The organism is Anaerolineales bacterium (assembly GCA_015075625.1).
Lineage (GTDB): Bacteria > Chloroflexota > Anaerolineae > Aggregatilineales > UBA2796 > UBA2796.
This window is the reverse complement of the sequence record JABTTZ010000001.1, coordinates 1,409,798-1,428,842: the sequence shown is the minus strand read 5'-3', so window position 1 is coordinate 1,428,842 and position 19,045 is coordinate 1,409,798. Positions and strand designations below refer to the sequence as shown.

18 protein-coding genes are annotated in these 19,045 nt (G+C 56.2%); 4 read left to right on the top strand and 14 right to left on the bottom strand.

Going from position 1 to position 19,045, the window contains the following annotated elements; all coding sequences use genetic code 11:
- Nucleotides 1-87: 87 nt before the first annotated feature.
- The 7 genes from HS103_05925 to HS103_05895 form a co-directional block, all read right to left on the bottom strand.
- Entirely contained in the window at nt 88-465 is a 378-nt protein-coding gene (locus HS103_05925; protein ID MBE7512336.1) for a response regulator, read from the bottom strand.
- 10 nt (nt 466-475) lie between these two features.
- Nucleotides 476-880 (bottom strand): response regulator, encoded by a 405-nt coding sequence (locus HS103_05920; GenBank protein ID MBE7512335.1) that lies wholly within the window; start codon nt 878-880, stop codon nt 476-478.
- Nucleotides 870-2,267 carry a HAMP domain-containing histidine kinase gene (locus HS103_05915; GenBank protein MBE7512334.1) on the bottom strand — a complete coding sequence of 466 codons (1,398 nt, stop codon included), beginning with the start codon at nt 2,265-2,267 and terminating at the stop codon, nt 870-872. Before HS103_05915 ends, HS103_05920 begins: the two co-directional genes overlap by 11 nt.
- 42 nt (nt 2,268-2,309) lie before the next feature.
- The gene (locus tag HS103_05910) at nt 2,310-2,687 is read right to left on the bottom strand and encodes a response regulator (protein ID MBE7512333.1); all 378 of its coding nucleotides are present in this window, start codon (nt 2,685-2,687) and stop codon (nt 2,310-2,312) included.
- Between the two features lie 370 nt (nt 2,688-3,057).
- Nucleotides 3,058-4,512 carry a hypothetical protein gene (locus HS103_05905; protein ID MBE7512332.1) on the bottom strand — a complete coding sequence of 485 codons (1,455 nt, stop codon included), beginning with the start codon at nt 4,510-4,512 and terminating at the stop codon, nt 3,058-3,060.
- Complete coding sequence (locus tag HS103_05900) at nt 4,512-5,231, bottom strand: lysoplasmalogenase (GenBank protein MBE7512331.1); 720 nt, start codon at nt 5,229-5,231, stop codon at nt 4,512-4,514. Before HS103_05900 ends, HS103_05905 begins: the two co-directional genes overlap by 1 nt.
- 32 nt (nt 5,232-5,263) lie before the next feature.
- A complete protein-coding gene (locus HS103_05895; GenBank protein ID MBE7512330.1) occupies nt 5,264-5,632 on the bottom strand; it encodes a response regulator in 369 nt (122 codons plus the stop codon).
- Between the two features lie 244 nt (nt 5,633-5,876).
- Between HS103_05895 and HS103_05890 the strand changes: the two genes are divergently transcribed.
- A complete protein-coding gene (locus HS103_05890) occupies nt 5,877-6,947 on the top strand; it encodes a Gfo/Idh/MocA family oxidoreductase (protein MBE7512329.1) in 1,071 nt (356 codons plus the stop codon).
- Between the two features lie 27 nt (nt 6,948-6,974).
- Here HS103_05890 and HS103_05885 read toward each other — a convergent pair whose 3' ends face one another.
- From HS103_05885 to HS103_05875, 3 genes are all read right to left on the bottom strand, one after another.
- Nucleotides 6,975-8,513 carry a HAMP domain-containing protein gene (locus HS103_05885; protein MBE7512328.1) on the bottom strand — a complete coding sequence of 513 codons (1,539 nt, stop codon included), beginning with the start codon at nt 8,511-8,513 and terminating at the stop codon, nt 6,975-6,977.
- A complete protein-coding gene (locus HS103_05880) occupies nt 8,510-9,193 on the bottom strand; it encodes a response regulator transcription factor (GenBank protein ID MBE7512327.1) in 684 nt (227 codons plus the stop codon). Before HS103_05880 ends, HS103_05885 begins: the two co-directional genes overlap by 4 nt.
- A gap of 158 nt (nt 9,194-9,351) precedes the next feature.
- Complete coding sequence (locus tag HS103_05875; protein MBE7512326.1) at nt 9,352-10,596, bottom strand: molybdopterin molybdotransferase MoeA; 1,245 nt, start codon at nt 10,594-10,596, stop codon at nt 9,352-9,354.
- Nucleotides 10,597-10,744: 148 nt separating this feature from the next.
- Here HS103_05875 and HS103_05870 point away from each other — a divergent pair, with 148 nt between their 5' ends.
- Both HS103_05870 and HS103_05865 read left to right on the top strand, forming a co-directional pair.
- Nucleotides 10,745-11,011 carry a hypothetical protein gene (locus HS103_05870; GenBank protein ID MBE7512325.1) on the top strand — a complete coding sequence of 89 codons (267 nt, stop codon included), beginning with the start codon at nt 10,745-10,747 and terminating at the stop codon, nt 11,009-11,011.
- Nucleotides 11,012-11,208: 197 nt separating this feature from the next.
- Nucleotides 11,209-14,268 (top strand): Eco57I restriction-modification methylase domain-containing protein, encoded by a 3,060-nt coding sequence (locus tag HS103_05865; GenBank protein MBE7512324.1) that lies wholly within the window; start codon nt 11,209-11,211, stop codon nt 14,266-14,268.
- A 36-nt stretch (nt 14,269-14,304) separates the two neighbouring features.
- On the opposite strand, the gene HS103_05860 is transcribed toward HS103_05865, so the two are convergent.
- From HS103_05860 to HS103_05850, 3 genes are all read right to left on the bottom strand, one after another.
- Nucleotides 14,305-14,547, bottom strand: coding sequence for a DUF2283 domain-containing protein (locus tag HS103_05860; protein ID MBE7512323.1), 243 nt, complete (start codon nt 14,545-14,547; stop codon nt 14,305-14,307).
- 122 nt (nt 14,548-14,669) lie between these two features.
- The gene (locus HS103_05855) at nt 14,670-14,870 is read right to left on the bottom strand and encodes a hypothetical protein (GenBank protein MBE7512322.1); all 201 of its coding nucleotides are present in this window, start codon (nt 14,868-14,870) and stop codon (nt 14,670-14,672) included.
- Nucleotides 14,871-14,876: 6 nt separating this feature from the next.
- Nucleotides 14,877-16,151: a hypothetical protein gene (locus HS103_05850; GenBank protein ID MBE7512321.1), complete on the bottom strand. Its 1,275-nt coding sequence runs from the start codon at nt 16,149-16,151 to the stop codon at nt 14,877-14,879.
- Between the two features lie 126 nt (nt 16,152-16,277).
- Between HS103_05850 and HS103_05845 the strand changes: the two genes are divergently transcribed.
- Nucleotides 16,278-16,568, top strand: coding sequence for an Lrp/AsnC ligand binding domain-containing protein (locus HS103_05845; GenBank protein MBE7512320.1), 291 nt, complete (start codon nt 16,278-16,280; stop codon nt 16,566-16,568).
- Between the two features lie 97 nt (nt 16,569-16,665).
- On the opposite strand, the gene typA is transcribed toward HS103_05845, so the two are convergent.
- Nucleotides 16,666-18,519, bottom strand: coding sequence for a translational GTPase TypA (typA, locus tag HS103_05840; GenBank protein MBE7512319.1), 1,854 nt, complete (start codon nt 18,517-18,519; stop codon nt 16,666-16,668).
- Between the last annotated feature and the right edge of the window lie 526 nt (nt 18,520-19,045).

Sequence of the window (19,045 nt, the reverse complement as noted above, 5' to 3'; positions counted from 1 at the left end):
CTATTAGAAAAAGGCGATGGTATTCAGCAACGATATTCAACAGTGAGTCCCCAGCCGCTCCCGCTATAAGCGGGTTTCCTCTGGTCTTTACTGGTTAGAGCCAACAATGCCTTGCAGGTACTCAACAAGTTGTTCGGGCTGAATGGGCTTAAGTAGGTAGCCATCAAAGCCCTTTTGGACAAACTGCGGAACGCTATCTAAGGTGTAGTAGGCAGTTGTGGCAACGACAGGGCATTGCACCTGTGGGTTGGCACGAAGCGCCTTCAGTACCTTGTAACCATCTTTGCCGGGCAAGACAATATCAAGGACGATCACATCGGGAGCGGTTTGGGTCAGACAATCCATTGCCTCGCTTTCTGAACCCGCAATCATCAACTGAATGTCATGATAGTCGAGTACCGCCTCGAACAAGTGCCGCGTTGAGAGGTCATCGTCCACCAACAGAACTTTCGTTAGGTTCGCCATCCTATGCTCCTTATATAGGTTGCAACCCAGCCAGAATTTGGCTGATGTTGTCGATAAAGGTGTTCGGGTTGAGCGGTTTTACCAAATAACCGCTAAAGCCGGCAGCCAGCCCTTTTTCGCGGTCTCCTGCCATCGCCAACGCCGTAATCGCAATGATCGGCAAGGTGCGCAGCCCATTCGGTGCGCTGCGAATGGCATCCAGAACCATCCAACCGCTGACCTCAGGCATTTGAATATCAAGCAGAATCAGGTTAAACGCATGAGCGGTGTTCAAAAGACTCAACGCTTCTTTGCCAGAGGTCGCCACGGTCACAATGGCATCATAAAACTCCAAGATGTGACTAATCACCATTCGATTGCTGTCGTCATCGTCAACAACCAAAACATTCCATGTGGTGGGATCATTAGTGTCCATTCTGAAGCCCCTCTGGTGCAGCAGTGGTGGGTGAGGGCGGGTTGTTCGGTAAGGTCACGGTGAACGTTGTCCCCGTGCCAAGTGTCGAGTGAACCTGAATACCCCCATGATGTAATTCAACGTAGCTTTTGGCGATGGCAAGCCCCAGACCTGTCCCCTCGCGGGTACGGGAATCAGAGTTATCCGCCTGATAGAAGGGATCAAAAATATTTTTGACCTGTTCGGGCTTAATGCCAATGCCCGTATCTTGAACTAAAATTTGCCAATCCTCGGCGCTTTTCTTGCGCACATAGACGGTGACTTGTCCCTTTTCGGTAAACTTTATGGCGTTTCCCACTAAATTTTTAACAACCTGTTTCATTTGCATCAGGTCGCACTGAACTTCGGCGGGAAGGTCGTAATCAATTTCCAGATTCAGATCAATGCCTTTGCTAATGGCAAGGCTGCGGAGGGACAGCACTGTTCCGGCGATGAAATTTTCATCTTGGGGGTTTACCGCGCTGAAGTTAGGAAGGATGCGCCCCGAAGACACCTTCGCCAGATCAAGGATGCTGTTGATCAGGGTCAGCAAGTGTTCGGCGTTACTGCGCGAATCTTTGAGCATCCGCTGCTGTGTAGCAGAAAGGGGGAGCGCCTCTTTCTTGTCTTTGATCATCCCCATTTGCAAAATGCCGATAAAGCCGATGATTGCGCCCAACGGGGTGCGCAGTTCATGAGACATGATGGAGAGGAATTGATCTTTTGCTTTGTTCGCTCGTTCGGCGTCGTTGCGGGCAACTTGGGCAACACTCAACGCCTGTTCCGTTTCGCGGCGGGCAGCCTCGGTAAAGAGCAGGCGGTTATCAAACTCGGTGAGCAGCAGGTAAAGCAAAATGGCGATGCCGAACAACACGAGGATGTTGTTCATCACAAATTGAACGGCAATACCGCTGTATTGCGGATGGATAAAGGCGACAAGCGCCACCAACGAGGAAATCAGCACTGTCAGGGGGAAAATCGTTCGCCGGGGGAGGACGAGGGCGACGACGACCAACGTCAACAGGCTGCCCGTGATGGAAACATTTGCCGGGGAGCGCGGAACGGTGAGGATGAACACCGAAAAGACGATGAACATCGCCACAAGAAGATACCCCGCTAGGGTAATTCGCCCTTGCGAGATTGCCAACGCGGAGAGGATCAACATGATCCCTGCCAGCAGCTCCGCTGTTGGGTAGGAGATCAGTTCCCAATGGGCTTCAAAGAGGAAGAGGGAAGTGAACAGCGCCAAACAAAGCACCGGAAACAGCGAGGCAACCAGGGTGCGGATGGTGCGCTCCCGAAAGACGAGATTCAGATCGGTGGTACGTGGTTTGAACCAGCGGGTCAGCGGTTGTATTGCTTTGTTCACAGCACGGTTCTCCGAAGGTTCAGGTGAATTAGATAAATCAGTTTAGAGCGCCGGTGGGCGTGGCGTGCGTTTGATCCGTTCGGCAAACTGCGCCAGTTCTTCCACCTTGACCGGTTTCATCATAATGAAATCGGCATTTTCCATCTCTGTCCCTTGCATATGCGAATTTGCCGTCACCACGATGATGAACATTTCCTGACAACCCGGTAATGACCGTACCACTTGAAGGACGCCGTTCCCATTGAGAATGGGCATATCAAGATCAAGAAACAAGGCATGAAAACGACGACATTTCAGCGCGTCGAGCGCCTTCTTTCCATTGTCCACTGCCTCCACTTCATAGCCAACATGTTCAAGCACCAACCGAATGATCTCTTGAAAGGCTGGACTATCGTCGGCAATGAGAGCCATCGTTCCCATAAGGTGCTTACCTACATTGCGTGTTCAATCAGGAAAACCACACGGGCAAGGTATTCGTCTGAGAAAGGCGTTTTCACTTGCTCCCCGTTGTGTATGGTGAGAGGATGGGGTTAGGTGAAGGTGCTAACGAATAGGTTGATCACATACCATGACACGGTACACAGATAGTTAGCCTATCCTGTCTCTAACTGCCTCTATTGACGCTGGATTGCCTATAGACTTAACACACACCGTAAAAAGACTTACATGAGTCTCTCTACTGACTTTCTCAACTGATTGAATAGTAACATATCGTTCGAGAGAGGTTGTGTTGCAATTTCATAACAAGCGGGAAGGCTGAACAGTAGCCTGTAAAAGAGATAACCCTTCGTTAATGAAAGCGATCCATGCGGCGCTGCGCACGGTTGCCTAAAAACAAGGCAGCAGCAACAATAACCAAAAGTCCGGCAGAAACCGCCCCACACAGCACGGCAAAAAGCTGTCCAGGATAGTTGACGGCAATGAACGGCGGGGTATAGAGACGTTCCCCGGCGGGCATTGCCGAAGGGGTGCTTAACCAGCCTTTGGTGGTGAGGGCAACGCGCCATGTGGCACTTTCTGCCCGTTCCGTTTCAGTCAGCGCCACAACGCGCCACGCTACAACGGCGGTGTCGGCGTTGAAGGTCAGGCTTGTTTCGGGGAGGGTTGCCGTTAAGACCCCATTGATCCACACCTCATACGTTGCTGCTGCACAACCCGCATCCCACTCTAAGGTGAGGGGGTTATCCGCCTCACCGCGATCTGGTGGACGCGGATTCGTGGGGGCGCAAGGGCGGCTTTCGGTAAGGGCAAGGGGAGGCGCATCCCATTGGGCAATGAGGGTGACCTCACCGCGCCCAACATAGACACGCTGCAACCCCCCATTGACCGAGCCAACGAATAAATCATCCCCCCGCAGGGCAAGGTGTTCACCCGATCCACTGATCCCAATTTGCCCAGTGAGTGTTGCGCTGGTTGCGGTCAGATCGATGATCAGGGCATCCGCGCCCTGCCCATTGCCGGCGTAACGCCCAATATACAGACGGCTGCCGATGGCAAGCATGTCACTGACCACCCAGGCACTCGCCCCTTCCGGTTTCGTTGTTGGCTCTAGGGAGAGTCGTGTTTGTAGGCGGGGTGTCCCTGTGGCAAGGTCAAACACATAAAGCGTGCCGCTGCCCGCCACGTAGAGCAGTGTTCCGTCGCGCAAGACCTGATCGGCGTTCGTCACATCGTTCAGGGTGGTTAGGGGTGCCCCCCCCTGAAGGGCATAGGCATGAACGCCCGCCGCCCCTTCTGCTACCCAAACGTGTGCTTGGTTCACATCAAGAGCGGCGCTGAACGCTTTCCCCTGTGGTTTTAGCTCCCCAAGCAAGGTAATCACTCCGGTTGGGCTAATTTGGGCAAGCCGGACACCGCCATCAAGGGCGGCAATGAGAATCTGATCACCAACGATGCGCAGCGTATTCCCCCCACCGGGAAGGTTATCGATGATCACCCTATCGGGGGTAAGGGTGAAAATCCCCCGTTCGGTCAAGGCGACAAGGATCCCTTGTGCGGTCATGCCCACCCCACCAATGATCCCTCGTTCAAGAGGGATTTCATGGGTGACAACGACAGCCGTAGGGGTCACTTCGGCAAGGATCAGCATCGTGCCACGCCCAATGAGCAAGCGCGAACCAGCCGGATCAGCCCAAAGGGCGGTGATAGGACGGCGAAGGGCGGTGGAATCATCGGCATGGGTGGGCTTTATGCCGCTGTTAACGATCACCATGATCAGGACGATCACGAGGCAGGCACGAATCATCAGGAAATCAGGGCGAGTACCCGCGCCGTCCCCACACTGAGGACGATCAAGGCTTGGGCGGGTCCGTAGGTAAGCCAGATGAGATCACCAATTAAAGGAAAACGCCAACCGGCGAAGATTTGCCCGGCGATGATCAGGTCGCTGATCACGAAAAGCGCCGCTCCAATTGCCAACGGAAAAAAGGGGGGTACGGAAAAGGCAAGCGACCATGCCACCCCCGCCATCCCCGTCAAAAGAAGGGCATAGCCCAAGCCCGCGAAGCGCATTACCTGCGGGAGGGCAGTCTTTCCCCGAAACATGATCACATACCAGGCCACAACGCCGATCACCAGCCAGACAGCAAGCGGGGCAAAGACAGCGGGTGTTTCGGGGTTTAGCGTTCGGACAATTTGAAGACCGCCGAGGAAGGCGATGCTATAGAGAATATGCCCAACGCCAAAAGCGCCCATCCCGCCGATGATGTTTTCCACCGCCATGAACAGATCGCCTACAAAACCAGCCGTCATGCCGAGGGCGACTAAGAGGGCGTAGGACTCAATGAGCGTCCCCCGATGGAGAAAATAAAGACTCCATCCCGCCAAAACAAGCGCCAACGACGATCCCAAACGGTTTAAGGTAGGGATACGTTTTGTTTGGTCTGCGTTCGGCTTTCCGAATACAAACCCACCAAAGAGCAGCCCTGCCCAAAAGATTAATGTGCCATAAAAAGGGATAGTCATGATCGTCTCACTCTATCTGTGGTTAATGAATACTACTCTGCCAAAACCTCGCGGATGTTACTTTCGAGGGCGATGGGGGCAATTGGTTTGACCAACACCCGTGACACCATCCCTATCGATTGTTGATCGATCAAGTTTGGGACGGCGGTCAGCATAACAACCTTTGTTTCGTTAAAGCGCGAGTCGGCGCGGATTTTCTGTAAAACATCCAACCCCGTCACCGAAGGCATTGCCACATCCAAAAGAATCAGGCGGGGCGTTTCCGTATTCAAAAGCTCAAGCGCCTGTTTCCCGCTGCTCGCTTTGATGATAGGCATGTTCAGACGTTTCAAGGCGATTCCGAACAATTCAAGTAAATCCGAGTCATCATCAACAATGAGAATAGGGCGTTCTATGTTCAAGGTATCTCCGGGGGTACTGCCGCGCTCTATGCCCTCACAGTATAACAGAGAACGGGCAGAGGGCGTGTCACAGCGGTGTTGCGAATTGTCATTTCTTTTTCAGAAGGACATCACATCCAATGGGGTATCCCAATCCAAAGGCGCAAGGACTTGCGCCCCTACAGGGATTAGAATGCCAACAGAATCTAGTGCTACAATCCGCCGGACAGGTCGTAATCTCAACCGCAAAAGGATATGTACCCTTATGGTGACAATTGGTGTTATTGGCACGGGCAATGTCAGCGCTCAGTATTTCAAAGGTGTGCGTGAGTTCGCCGGAATCACCATTGGCGCATGTGCTGATAGTGATCAGGCTCGCGCCCAACATGCGGCGGCGGAATGGAGTGTTCCCCGCGCCTTGACCGTAGATGAGCTGCTTGCCGATTCGGGAATTGACATTGTGTTGAATCTGACGATCCCCGATGTTCACGCCGAGATCAGCCTACGGGCGATTCAGGCGGGGAAACACGTCTATTCGGAAAAGCCGCTGGCGGTAAGCCTTTCCGACGCCCATGCCGTTCTGAAGGCGGCGGCGGAACGAGGGCTGCGCGTGGGCTGTGCGCCAGATACCTTCCTCTTTGCCGAACACCAAACCGGACGAAAACTCCTCGATGAGGGGGTGATTGGCGATCCAGTGGCGGCGGCGGGCTTCTTCATGGGTCGTGGCCCGGAAGGGTGGCACCCCAATCCGGCGTTTTTCTACCAACCCGGGGCGGGTCCGCTCTTTGATGTGGGCGTCTATTGGGTGACCTGCTTTGTCACGTTGTTGGGAGCGGTGCGAACGGTGACGGCGGCAGCGCGGGCGTCGTTCCCAGAGCGGATCGCTGGCGATGGGCGGCGTATTCCGGTGAATGTCGATACGCACATCAGCGCCTCGTTGGAATGTGAATCAGGAGCAATTGCCACCTTGATCAGCAGCTTTGATGTGCAAGGGCATCGCCTCCCCCGCCTAGAACTCTACGGGGCAAAGGGGACGCTCGCCCTCCCCGATCCAAACGGGTTTGATCCCAGTGTGCGCCTGTATATCCCTAATGGGGCAGAGTGGGTGGAACAGGACCAGCCCTATAATCGCGCATGGCGGCGGGGCGTGGGCTTGGCAGATATGGCGAACGCCATTCACGAGGGACGTCCCCATCGCGCCAGCGGGGAGCTTGCGCTGCACGTTTTAGAGGTGATGCATGGCATCATTGAGGCGGCACACAGCGGAAAGCGGGTGAGCATTGAATCGCGCCCGGAACGCCCACCCTTGCTACCCTTGCCCGTTCCCGCGTGGTGATTCCATCGGGTGGGAGGCGCTCCCCGCCTACCTACCCTTATCGCCCGTCCGTTTGGGGGCAAGGGAGCGCCGCCGAAGGATCGTTGTGGCATCGGCAGTCGGTGCGGGCAGCCAGACGGTGAAAATTGTTCCCTTGCCGAGGGTGCTTTCGACGGCGATTGTCCCCCCGTGCGCTTCGACAATTCCCTTTGTAATTGTCAGACCAAGCCCCACACCCTCGCGCTGCCCACGTTGGCGGCTCTTATCGACCTGATAAAAGCGATCAAAAATGTGGGGAATATCGTCGGGGGGAATACCCTCTCCCGTATCAATGAACTGGATTTGCACGCCGAGGTTGGCGTAGATCGCCCGAATCACTACGGCGCCGCCCTCTGGGGTGTGTTTCAGGGCATTATCAGCAAGATTTGTGAACACCTGTACCAGCCGATCCCCATCGCCGGCAATAGGCGGCAGGGGCGTCGTCTGTAGGGAAAAGCGCACCCGTTTCGCCGCTGCTTTGGGCGTCAGACGGTCTTTGACCACTGTCAAGATCGCCTCTGGCTGAAGGGTATGGCGCGTCATGTTCCAACGCCCCGCCTCGATGCGTGCCAGATCAAGCAGTTCCTCAACCATCCGATTCAGGCGCCCCGCTTCATCATGAATGATCTGGGCGGCGTGTTGGGCGGCGTCGGGGTTGGCGACGACCCCATCGATGATTGCCTGCGAAAACCCCTGAATTGAGGTTAGCGGGGTGCGCAGATCGTGAGTGACATTGGCAAGGAATTCGCGCTGCGCTTGCTCGCCTATAGCGACCTGCTCCGTCATTTGGTTGAATGCCTCGGCAACAACGCGCACCTCGCGGACGCCGCGCACGGGCGCACGGGCGCTCCAATCACCCCCTGCAACACGCCCCACTGCCCGCGCCACCTCTTGCAAGGGATGGGCAACGCTGCGGGCGATCAAGACCGCCATCACGCTGGCGACGAGGAGTCCGATCAGCCCCGCCTGAAAGAGGGGAATCAGCAAATCTTCTCCATAATAGGCAAAAAAATCACGGAGCGATAATTGGCGCGGCGCACGAAGTGCCAAAACATAGACCCACGCGGTGGGGGCGTCAAGTGCCGCTGGTTGGGCAAGATAGCGCCACTCTGTACCATCCGGCTCGGTGTACCCGCCGCGCCTCATGGCACGGGTGTCTATCCCCGTCTCTGCCACATCCGGCGGGGCATACGGTTCACCTTGCAGCCTGAGCGTCGCCCCAAGCGCATCATTGCTAGAGTCAAAGGCAACAACCCCTGTCGTCCCATTCACAATCAGGATGCGCACATTGAAATTGCGCAGGCGTGCTTGGCGGGCAAGCACAGTTAGAAGGCGTTCTTGAAGGCGTGTGGGCCCGCGCTCTGGAAGGGTTGCCAACCCTTGTTCTTCGCGGACGGCGCTCATCATCGCGGCGAGGCGGGCGCTGAGTTCATCGGTGGGGACAGGGCGCGAGCGCAAGACAATCACCAGCGCTACACTGATCACCGCCAGCGTGACGCTAAGAATCAACCCATAGGAGAGCAGCAGCCGAAAGCGGAGGGAGGTCACGGTTTTTGGGTGAGTTTATAGCCCACCCCCCAAACGGTTTCAATGCCCACACCAGCCGGTTCAATTTTACTGCGCACGTGGGCAACGTGAACATCCACTGTGCGCGTCTGCCCATAAAAATCAAAGCCCCAAACGAGATCAAGAAGCTTTTCGCGGCTGAGGACAATCCCCTCGTTTTCGGCAAGGGCAAGGAGCAGGTCAAATTCTTTCGTGCGCAGGTCAATTTCGCGTTCGCCAACGTGAACGGTGCGGCGGGCGGGGTCAATGGTCAGGTCGCCAACGCGCACGGCGGGGGCGGTTTCGGGGCGGCGTGTCACCCCGCGCCGCAGGATCGCCTTGACACGGGCGACCAACTCGCGGGGGTTGAAGGGCTTTGTTAGGTAATCATCGGCGCCCAGTTCTAAGCCGACAATCTTATCGACATCATCATCGCGGGCGGTGAGCATCAAGATGGGAAGATCGCTCTCGGCACGGATGCGGCGGCACACTTGCCACCCGTCAATTTTGGGGAGCATCAAATCAAGGACGACCAGTGCCGGACGATCTTTTTTCACCCGTTCCAGCGCCACCTCGCCATCGCGGGCGCTGATCACCTTGTAGCCCGCTTGGGTGAAGTACAAGGTGGTCAGTTCAATGATGTTCGCTTCGTCATCAACAACCAAAATTGTCTCGTTGGGCATGGACGCACTCTATCCTCGTGCTAGGTGTGCTAGACATGCTAGACAAGAAGGATTATACGGGAAATTGGCTGTGAATCCATAATCGGAGGGGGCATTCCAACGGTGCGGGGAGGCGCGGACGCGCTGTAGCGCGTCCCTACGGGGTGCGGGGGGGGGGCTTACCCCGCGTCAAAGAGGCGTACCGGAAAAACAGCCCCGACGGGGGCATCGGTGACGCCTTCTGGAAGCACCAACAAGCCATCCGCTGCTACGAGGGAGGTGATCACGCCGGAGCTTTGGCTGCCTGTGCTGTAGGCAACCAGCCGCCCCTCGCGCCGTTCAAGGCGAACGCGGGCATAGGTGCGCCGTCCGTCGCTCGTCATGCGCTCTCCAAGTTCTGCTTCGCTCATCCCCGTCTCGGCGGGCAAGCCCATCATCATGAGCAGTGCGGGGCGGACAAAGACATCAAAGGTGACGAGGGCGCTCACCGGGTTGCCCGGCAAGCCGAAGAACGGCACACCGCCGACCAGCCCAAAGGCAAGCGGTTTGCCGGGGCGAATATTCACCTTCCAAAAATTGAGCGTCCCATCTGCCTCTACCGCTGTTTTCACGGCATCGAACGCGCCCACCGAAACACCCGCCGAACTCAGGATGAGATCGGCATAGGCGGCGCGGGCATCCTCCAGACGGGCGCGTACCGCCGCCACCGTATCGCGGGCGATGGGCAGTTGGAGCGCCACCCCGCCGAGGGCGATTACCGCCGCCGCCAGCGCATAGCCGTTCATATCACGAATTTTACCGGGGGTCAGCGGCTGATCGGGGGTGAGCAGTTCATCGCCCGTCGAAAGAATCGCCACACGCGGTTGGCGGACGAGGGGGACGGCGGCAGCGCCCATCCCCGCCAACGCCCCTATATCGGCTGGACGCAAACGCCGCCCTGCCCGCAAGACGATTTGCCCCGCCCGCATGTCCTCCCCGCGCCGCCGGACATACGCGCCGGCGTCTGCTTTGCTGTAAATCTGCACCGTTTCGGGAGGTGGTTCTCCGATAGGGGCATGTTGGGCGGGAGGCGTATCCGTCTCCTCGACGGGGATCACCGCATCAGCGCCCGGAGGGAGCGGCGCTCCGGTCATGATTCGCGCCGCCTCCCCGCGCCCGATGCGGCGTTCGGAATACGTTCCGGCGGGAATATCGGCAGCAACGCGGAGGGTGACGGGGGTTTCTCGTCCGGCGTCGGCGGTGTCCGCCGCGATTAGGGCGTAACCGTCCATGCTGCTGTTATCGAAGGGCGGGAGATCGTCATCACTGCCGATGTCTGCGGCGAGGATGCGCCCAATGTGCGCCCCCGCCAGCGGGAGCGTTTCGGCGGGGAGCGGCGTCAGCGCGGCGAGGATGTGGGCAAGGGCTTGTTCAACACTGTACATGGTTTATTTCCCTCGAAAGATGCCTATTATCCCACAGGTGTGTGCGGCTTCCCACGAGTTGGGCATTTTAGGATATGATAAAACGCGACAGTCAGGAAGAGAAAGGGTGGCGGCAAGACAAAAATGATTACGGTGGAGGTGGTCTGAGATGGATAAACAAACGCTGCAACGGGCAGCACACATCACCACCGACAGCGAGGGGAATCCGGTGGTGCAACTTCCACTGTCCTTATGGGAGGCTGTGTTGGCTTCGGTAGAAGATACCCCTCAGGACGAACGTATCAAAGCGCTTTTGGCAAGTTGGGATGCTGATCCTGATCCGACCCCCAGTGTGTGGTGGGATGAGTTCGCGGCTGATTTACGTGCCTCTCGCTTTCGCCTGCCCAAACGCGATCTAGGGTCGGATCACTCATGACCCGTTATGTTTTGGATACGAATGTGTAATGAGATGGTATTGAGGCTTGGGGTTGTCTCATTCTATGGTTGCCTTCCTGATGGACTACTAGACAGTGGGGTGTTAGTATCCTATTGAAAGCATCTCGACCATAAAGCACCCTAAAATAATGTACACTGGTTGGGACGTTCATTCACCCCACTAAAGGCATTGCTGTTATGTCCATTCCCCCCGACATTGCTACGCTTGTCACCCGCTTTGCCGACTACCGCGAACGCTACAAAAGCGGGCAGTACAAAGAGACCGAACTCCGGCGGGAATTCCTCGATCCCCTTTTCAAGGCGTTGGGGTGGGACGTGGCAAATGAACGGGGCGCATCCCCTGACGAAAAAGATGTGATTCACGAAGACGCGATCAAAGTGGGCGAGGCGCTCAAAGCGCCGGATTATGCGTTTCGGATCGGACGGACGCGCAAATTTTTTGTCGAAGCGAAGAAGCCCGCCATCTACCTAAAAGAAAACACGGAATCTGCCTTCCAATTGCGTAGTTATGGTTGGTCAGCAGGGTTGCCACTGTGCATCCTGACTGATTTTGAAGAATTCGCCATTTACGATTGCCGCCTGAAACCGGGGCGGCGCGATCCGGCGACGAAAGGGCGCTACGCCTACTACACCTTTGACGAATACTCCGAAACGTGGGATGAGATCGCCGCCTTATTCTCCCGCGAGGCAGTGCTGAAGGGGTCGCTGGAGCGTTTTGCCGCCGAACAAGCCCCCCCACGCGGCACGATTCCTGTCGATAAGGCGTTTCTCCGTGAGATTGAACAGTGGCGTTCCCGCTTGGCAGATACCCTCGTGCAGTGGCATCCCGACCTCAGCCAACGGGATGTGAATTACGCCATTCAAATGACCATTGACCGGATCATCTTTCTGCGCATTTGCGAGGCACGCGCCATTGAGGACTACGGACGTTTGTTGGCACTGGTGAACGGCGGAAACATTTATGATCGGTTGCGCGATCTCTTTAAGAATGCGGATCGTCGCTACAATTCTGGGTTGTTCCATTTTGAGGCAGAAAAGGGGCAGAACGAACAACCCGACACGCTGACGCTCGCGCTCCACATGGACGATACCCCGCTCAAAGAAATTATCACCAGCCTCTATGATAGCCCCTACGCTTTTGCTGTCATGCCCATCGAAATTTTGGGGCAAGTCTACGAGCAATTCCTCGGCAAAGTGATCACTATCACGCCGAAAACGAACGGCGGGCGGATCGTCGCCATTGAAGACAAACCAGAGGTGCGTCACGCCGGAGGTGTGTACTACACGCCGACGTACATTGTGGAGGGGGTTGTACGGGAAACGCTCCTGCCGCTCTTGGTGGGGAAAACACCGGAGAGCGCCGCCACCTTGCGGATTGTTGACCCCGCCTGTGGGTCAGGGTCGTTTCTCATTGGGGCATACCAATTTCTCTTGAATTGGTATCGGGACTGGTATCTGACGAACGATCCCGACAACCGCTTGAACAAGATGACCCTCCTCGGCGGGGAGCGCGTCTTGACCATCGATGTACGCAAACAGATCGTCCTCAACTCCCTGTATGGCGTGGACATTGACGAACAAGCGGTAGAGACGACGAAACTCTCACTCCTCCTTCAAGTCCTAGAAGGGGAGACGAACGAGACGATCTCGGATCGCTTGCGCCGCCACCGCGAACGCGCCCTGCCCGATTTGGGGCGGAACATTCAGTGCGGAAACGCCCTTATTGACGATGCCTTTTACGCTGACCCTGCCCACCGAGCGCTTTCTGATGCCGTGCGGCGACGGGTGAATACCTTCAACTGGCAAGGATCATTCCCGACGATCTTCAGCGCGGCGGGCGGCTTTGATGCCGTGATCGGCAACCCACCCTACATTCGTATTCAGGCAATGATCGAATATGCCCCCGATGAAGCGGCGTTTTACAGCACACACTTTCGGGCGGCGGGGCGCGGCAACTTTGATGTTTACGTTGCCTTTGTGGAGCGTGCATTGGGGTTACTGAACGAGCGCGGGCGCTTAGGCTACATCCTCCCCCATAAGTTCTTCAATGCCCAATATGGCGAACCCTTGCGGGCAATCCTGAGCGAGGGAAAGCACCTTGCCAAGATCATCCATTTTGGCGATCAGCAAGTGTTTACCGGGGCAACGACCTATACCTGTTTGCTATTTTTGGAAAAAGGCGGGCAGGAGTCGTTTGAGTTCGCCCGTGTGAATGATCTCACTGAATGGCGAGAGAGCGGCAAGGCAAGGGCTGAAGGGACGATTCCAGCAAGCACAGTGACGGCGAAGGAATGGACGTTCAACGTTGGCGGGTTGGCGGGCTTGCTGGAACGGTTAAAGTCGATGCCTGTGAAATTAGAAACTGTCACGAGTCGTATTTTTCAAGGGATCAAAACGAGCGCTGATTCAATTTACATTGTGGAAGAGCGGGTGCGGGAAACAGACCGTATCAAGATATATTCTCCCCATAACACTGAAATGTATTGGGTTGAACCGGAGTTGTTTCATCCATTGGTAAAAAGTGGCGATAGCAAACGGTATTCACTTACCAAAACAAACCGTCTTATTTTGTTTCCCTATATGGCGAAAGAGGGTGAACGAGCCTCCCTGATTGATGAGGCAACGCTCAAAACGCGCTACCCGTTGACATGGGCATACCTCAAAGCACACCGAAAACCACTCGAAAACCGGGAACGTGGACAATTACAAGATCGCAATTGGTATCGATACAGTCGCAATCAGGCATTAGATGTGATTGGACTTCCTAAAATTTTCACGCCGGATATTGCGGCACGAGCCTCCTATTCGTTGGATGTTACGGGAGACTATTTTTTCACCGGGGGAACAGCGGGTGGTTATGGCATTTTGGTTTTGCCTGACTATTCCCGCAGCTATATTTTGGCATTGCTTAACAGTAAACTCTTGCAATGGTTCATTCATCAAACATCGTCGCCCATGCGCGGCGGCTATTTCAGCTACGAATCACGCTATATCAAGCACCTCCCGATCCACACAATTGACATGAAAAATCGTGCAGAGCGCACTGCCCACGATGAGATTGTCACCCTTGTTGATCAGATGCTTGACCTCCACCGTCAACGCGCCGCCGCCCGCACCCCCCACGACATAGAGCATCTTGAGCGGCAGATCGCTAGTTTTGATGCCCAGATCGATCAGCATGTTTATCGGCTTTACGATGTAAGCGCGGAGGAAATCGCGCTCATAGAGGCGTCTTAGCCCCTCCGAATCCCCGCGACGGCATCTATAATCGTTTTATCCCAATGGGCTGGCGTCTCGCCATTTGGAAGCATTCAAGACGGTGATCCCAACCAGTTCATCATGATCATAGTGATAGATATTGCCATCATCTTCCAAGATGCTGTCGTTGGCTTGCTGTGGTTTGCGAAAACTGATGTAGAGGACATCAGCATCTTCATCGTAATCTGTCCAAACCTGCCGTTTGGATAAGGCAAGAAGTTCTCGTGTTAAGGCGGGAAGGTGGCTTACTTCGTCCACAGACGTACCCCTTTTCGCTCTGTTTTCTCTGGCTTGGAGGTAAAATAGGCGGTGATCACAAATCCATTGGGAACATCCCGATAGATCACCACCGCTGTTTTGCGAGTGATGTTGGTGGATTCCTACTCTCGCAGCGCCAATGATTCGTCCTCAGTGCCTTGAATGATCCGCGATGGTTCAGCAATCGTCTCCACCACTTTATCGAGATTTCCCGCCATGTAATCATGCGCTTCAGTGATGTGCGTCCACTGCCGTTGTGTGATGCGAATTGTATTCCCAAAGTGAGACAACACCGTTCGGAGAATTTCTGGGGAATCAGGCACGTTTGTTTACCCCCTCCGAATCCCCGCGCCGACGGCGACGAGTTTATCCAGCACGTGGTCAAAGGTGCGCTCAAACGCCTCGGCAGTATCGATCACCGTCTCGCCCTCCGCCGCAAACGCCGCCCCCAACATCGCCAAGCCGATGCGGGCGTCGGGGTTATCAATGTAATCCGCGTTCAGGCGCGTCCCGCCAATCACAATGGCGCGGTGCGGGTCGCACAGGACGATTTGCGCTCCCATCGCGTTCAGCTTATCCACAAAGAGCAGGCGGTTGCTGTAGAGTTTTTCGTGGATCAAGACCGTCCCTTGTGCTTGGGTGGCGATCACCGTCGCCATACCGATCAAATCGGAGGGGAAGCCATACCAGGGGGCAGATTCGACAGCGACATCCACATCTTCGTCACGGGCGGAGAGCCGCAACTGATCGTGGGCGGGTACGTTCAGGGCGTCCTCGCTGACGCCAAGCTGCACGCCAAGCCGCTCGTAGACGGGGGTGATCACCTTCATGTCGCGGCGGCGCGTCCCTTCAATGGTCAGCCAGCCGCCGGAAAGAACGGCAAGCGCCGCCACACTTGCCGCCTCAATATGATCGGGCGTGATCGGGAACGGCGCCCCATCAAAGGCGAGATCGTCCTTCCCGCCGCGCCCATAAATGGTGACGAGGTTTGACCCCGCGCCCTCAATCCGTGCGCCCATCTGCCCCAAGAGCAGCAGCGCATCGACAACGTGCGGTTCGCACGCCGCATGGCGAATTGTCGTTTGCTCACCGAGTGCCGCCGCTAAAATCGCCGTCAGCACGGTGGCGGTGACGCTCGCTTGGCTCAGGACGATCTCTTTCTGTTTCCATACCGCTGCTTTCAGGTCGATCACGCCGCCATCCATGGTGATCCCCACGCCGAGATCGCGCAGCGCCCGCAAATGGGGGTGAAGGCGGCTGAGCGGGTAATCAATTGTCATGCGGGCGTGCCGCCGCCGCGCCAAAATGGGAGCGATGAGCAGAAACGTCCCGCTGAGGGCATCGGTATGCTCCCGTGAGAGCGCCCGCCCGATCATCTCTGGGGTGTGCAGCGTCGTCACCGCGCCGTTAGCTTCCGTCGTCAGCCCAAGCGTTCCGGCAACCTCAAGGAGGACACCCACGCCCACCGTGTCCGGTAGCCCAACCAGACTGACGGGCGTCGGGGAAAGCATTGCCGCTGTGATCAGGGCAATGGCGGCGTTTGTGTTGGCGGAAATATGGTATGTGCCGCGTAGGGGGCGGCGTCCTTCAACGCGAATACGCATAAATGAATGATTTCTTGGTGTTCATAATGCTTCAATCAGCCGACGCTCTGTAGGGCGTCCCTACGGGATTATAGCGCAGGCTGAGCCACGCTATACTTAATGCCAGCGAAGAAAGGAGTTTTCTCTATGGTTGCCGCCATTGTTTTGATCACGGTGGAACGCGCCCGCGTGGAGGATGTTGCCCACCATTTACTGAAAGTAAAGGGCATTAGTGAGGTATTTTCGGTTGCCGGTCAGTTTGATCTTGTTGCTATCGTCCGCACCGAAACAAACGAACAGATTGCCGAAGTGATCGCCGGAAATATCCGCGCTGTGCCGCACATCATGCGGACGGAGACGCTGATCGCCTTCAAAACCTACTCCCCAGACGATTTAGGGGCGATGTTCAGCATTGGCAATGAGGAAATAAACGCCTAGCGGTGAGGGCGTCTATCCACGACTCAGCCCCGTCCTTTCGGGCGGGGTCGTAGGCATGGACGCCCCAGGGGGCGCCCCTACGGTGCGGCGGGGGTTACTACCCCGCGATCATCTTTTCGCGCCGCTTCCACTCTTTCTGGCGTTCTTCGTTGTTCAGGATGCGCTTCCGAATCCGCAGGGATTGGGGTGTCACTTCCAAAAGTTCGTCCTCGGCAAGGAATTCGAGACAGTCTTCCAAGCTCAGGTTACGCGGCGGGGTGAGACTCCACGCCTTTTCGCCGCCAGAAGAACGAACATTCGTCAGGTGTTTTGCCTTTGCCACATTTACGGCAAGGTCTTCCGTGCGGATATGCTCACCGACAACCATCCCCTCGTAAACATCGACACCGGGTCCGATGAACAGAGTCCCGCGTGGTTGGGCGTTTTCCAAGCCATAGCTGCTCGATGTACCATCTTCCCATGCCACAAGGCTGCCAAACTGACGTCCGGGCATTGCCCCTAAAAATGACTCATAGCCATGAAAGAGGCTGTGTACCTGTCCCATTCCGCTGGTTGCCCGCATGAAATGGGGGCGGAAACCAAGCAAGCCCCGCGTGGGGACAATGTAGGTGAGGAAGGTTGTGCCGCTCTCGGTGTGCATGTTGATCATCTTCCCGCGCCGCGCACCGAGAAGTTCAATGACCGTGCCAACCATGCTATCGGCAACTTCGACATGGACTTCTTCCATCGGTTCAAGCGTTTCGCCCGTTGCCGCATCGGTGCGGTAAATGACTTCCGGCTTGCTCACGTCAAACTCGAACCCTTCGCGGCGCATCGTCTCAATGAGGATGCTCAGGTGCAGTTCGCCGCGCCCATTGACGACAAAGCGATCTGCTGTCTCGCCGTCTTCCACCCGCAGGGCAAGGTTAGAACGCATTTCATCGTAGAGCCGCTGCCGAATGCGGCGGCTTGTCCCCCACCCACTTTTCCCTTCGCGCCCGGAAAAGGGTGAGGTGTTCACGCCGAAGGTCATGCGCACCGTCGGTTCTTCGACACGGATGGGGGGCAGCGGCGTCGGATCGGCGGGGTCGGCAAGGGTATCGCTGATGGCGACATTCTCAATACCGGCAAAGGCAAGAATATCCCCGGCACGGACTTCCGCAGCTTCTGTTTTCGCTAGGTTGTGGTAGCTGAACAGGTATTCAATGCGCCCGTTCGTCTTTTCCCCACTGGGCGAAATGCGAACGATGCTCATCCCCTTACGAATGACGCCTGAATGTAAACGCCCCACGCCGATCTGCCCCTTGTAGTTGTCATACTCAAGGTTCGTGACCAGCAAACGGGCGGGCGCGTCCATATCGACCATAGGTGCAGGAATTTCGCGGTAGATCGTCTCAAAGAGGGGGGTGAGATCGTCGGCAAGCGTGTTGGCGGTCATGCCCGCCCGCCCCGCCAGACCAATGGCATAGACGACGGGAAAACTCGCCTGTTCGTCGTTCGCGCCGAGTTCGATAAAAAGGTCGAATGTCTCGTTGAGGACTTCCTCAACACGGGCAAAGGCGCGATCCACCTTATTGATCACGACGACTACGCGCAAGCCCATCCCCAACGCCTTACGCAGCACAAAGCGTGTCTGCGGCATGGGACCCTCAACGGCATCAACGAGTAAAAGCGCCCCATCGACCATGTTCAGGATGCGCTCCACCTCGCCGCCGAAGTCGGCGTGTCCGGGCGTATCGACAATGTTGATCTTGATGCCGTTCCATGTCACGGCGGTATTCTTCGCCAAGATCGTAATGCCCCGCTCGCGCTCAAGGGGGTTGCTATCGAGGATACGTTCCCCGGCGGCGGCGGCGCTCTCCGCTGTGCGGAAGACCTTCGCTTGTTTCAACATACCATCTACGAGCGTTGTTTTCCCATGATCAACATGGGCAATGATCGCCACATTACGCACATCATCGCGTTTTTGAATCACATGCACCTCAGTTTGCTGTGTTTACCATTGTAGGGTGGGTTGGACGTGTTTTGATCCATTTTATCAGATGATTCCAAGAGCTTGGCAAGAGGGAAAGATGAACGTTCTTCAGTGGGGGCGGCAAAATAGGGTACAAAAAAGCATTCGTGTCGCGTTATCCGCCGCTTTGTCCGCTCAATGCGGCTAGGCGTTATGCCGTTGCCCTCATCCCCCCTGCCCCCCTTCTCCCACAGGGAGAAGAGGGAATCATATCTTTGAGGGGGCTTCCCCCTCACCCCCTCGCCACAGAATGTCTCGCCTTTCCCTGTGTACAGGGCGGAGTTAGGGTTTTTAAGCCCCGTAGGGGTGGTTGCTTTCAGCCCGCTGTTTTAGCGGCGGGCGACCACATGGGATCGCCCCTACGGAGAGGCGAGGCGTGGCAGATAGAGAATACGTTCTCTATCTGCTTGACGGACTACTCGTTCCCGGACAAGCCTTTTAGCGGCGGGATTATGCGTTATCCCGCGTTTTCATTGTGGTTGTA

Coding starts and splice junctions, on each gene's coding strand:
- HS103_05870 (MBE7512325.1), top strand. CDS start 10,745: ATGGATAAACAAACGCTGCAACGGGCAGCACACATCACCACCGACAGC.
- HS103_05890 (MBE7512329.1), top strand. CDS start 5,877: ATGGTGACAATTGGTGTTATTGGCACGGGCAATGTCAGCGCTCAGTAT.
- HS103_05925 (MBE7512336.1), bottom strand. CDS start 465: ATGGCGAACCTAACGAAAGTTCTGTTGGTGGACGATGACCTCTCAACG.
- HS103_05905 (MBE7512332.1), bottom strand. CDS start 4,512: ATGATTCGTGCCTGCCTCGTGATCGTCCTGATCATGGTGATCGTTAAC.
- HS103_05865 (MBE7512324.1), top strand. CDS start 11,209: ATGTCCATTCCCCCCGACATTGCTACGCTTGTCACCCGCTTTGCCGAC.
- HS103_05875 (MBE7512326.1), bottom strand. CDS start 10,596: ATGTACAGTGTTGAACAAGCCCTTGCCCACATCCTCGCCGCGCTGACG.
- HS103_05850 (MBE7512321.1), bottom strand. CDS start 16,151: ATGCGTATTCGCGTTGAAGGACGCCGCCCCCTACGCGGCACATACCAT.
- HS103_05910 (MBE7512333.1), bottom strand. CDS start 2,687: ATGGGAACGATGGCTCTCATTGCCGACGATAGTCCAGCCTTTCAAGAG.
- HS103_05920 (MBE7512335.1), bottom strand. CDS start 880: ATGGACACTAATGATCCCACCACATGGAATGTTTTGGTTGTTGACGAT.
- HS103_05900 (MBE7512331.1), bottom strand. CDS start 5,231: ATGACTATCCCTTTTTATGGCACATTAATCTTTTGGGCAGGGCTGCTC.
- HS103_05845 (MBE7512320.1), top strand. CDS start 16,278: ATGGTTGCCGCCATTGTTTTGATCACGGTGGAACGCGCCCGCGTGGAG.
- HS103_05880 (MBE7512327.1), bottom strand. CDS start 9,193: ATGCCCAACGAGACAATTTTGGTTGTTGATGACGAAGCGAACATCATT.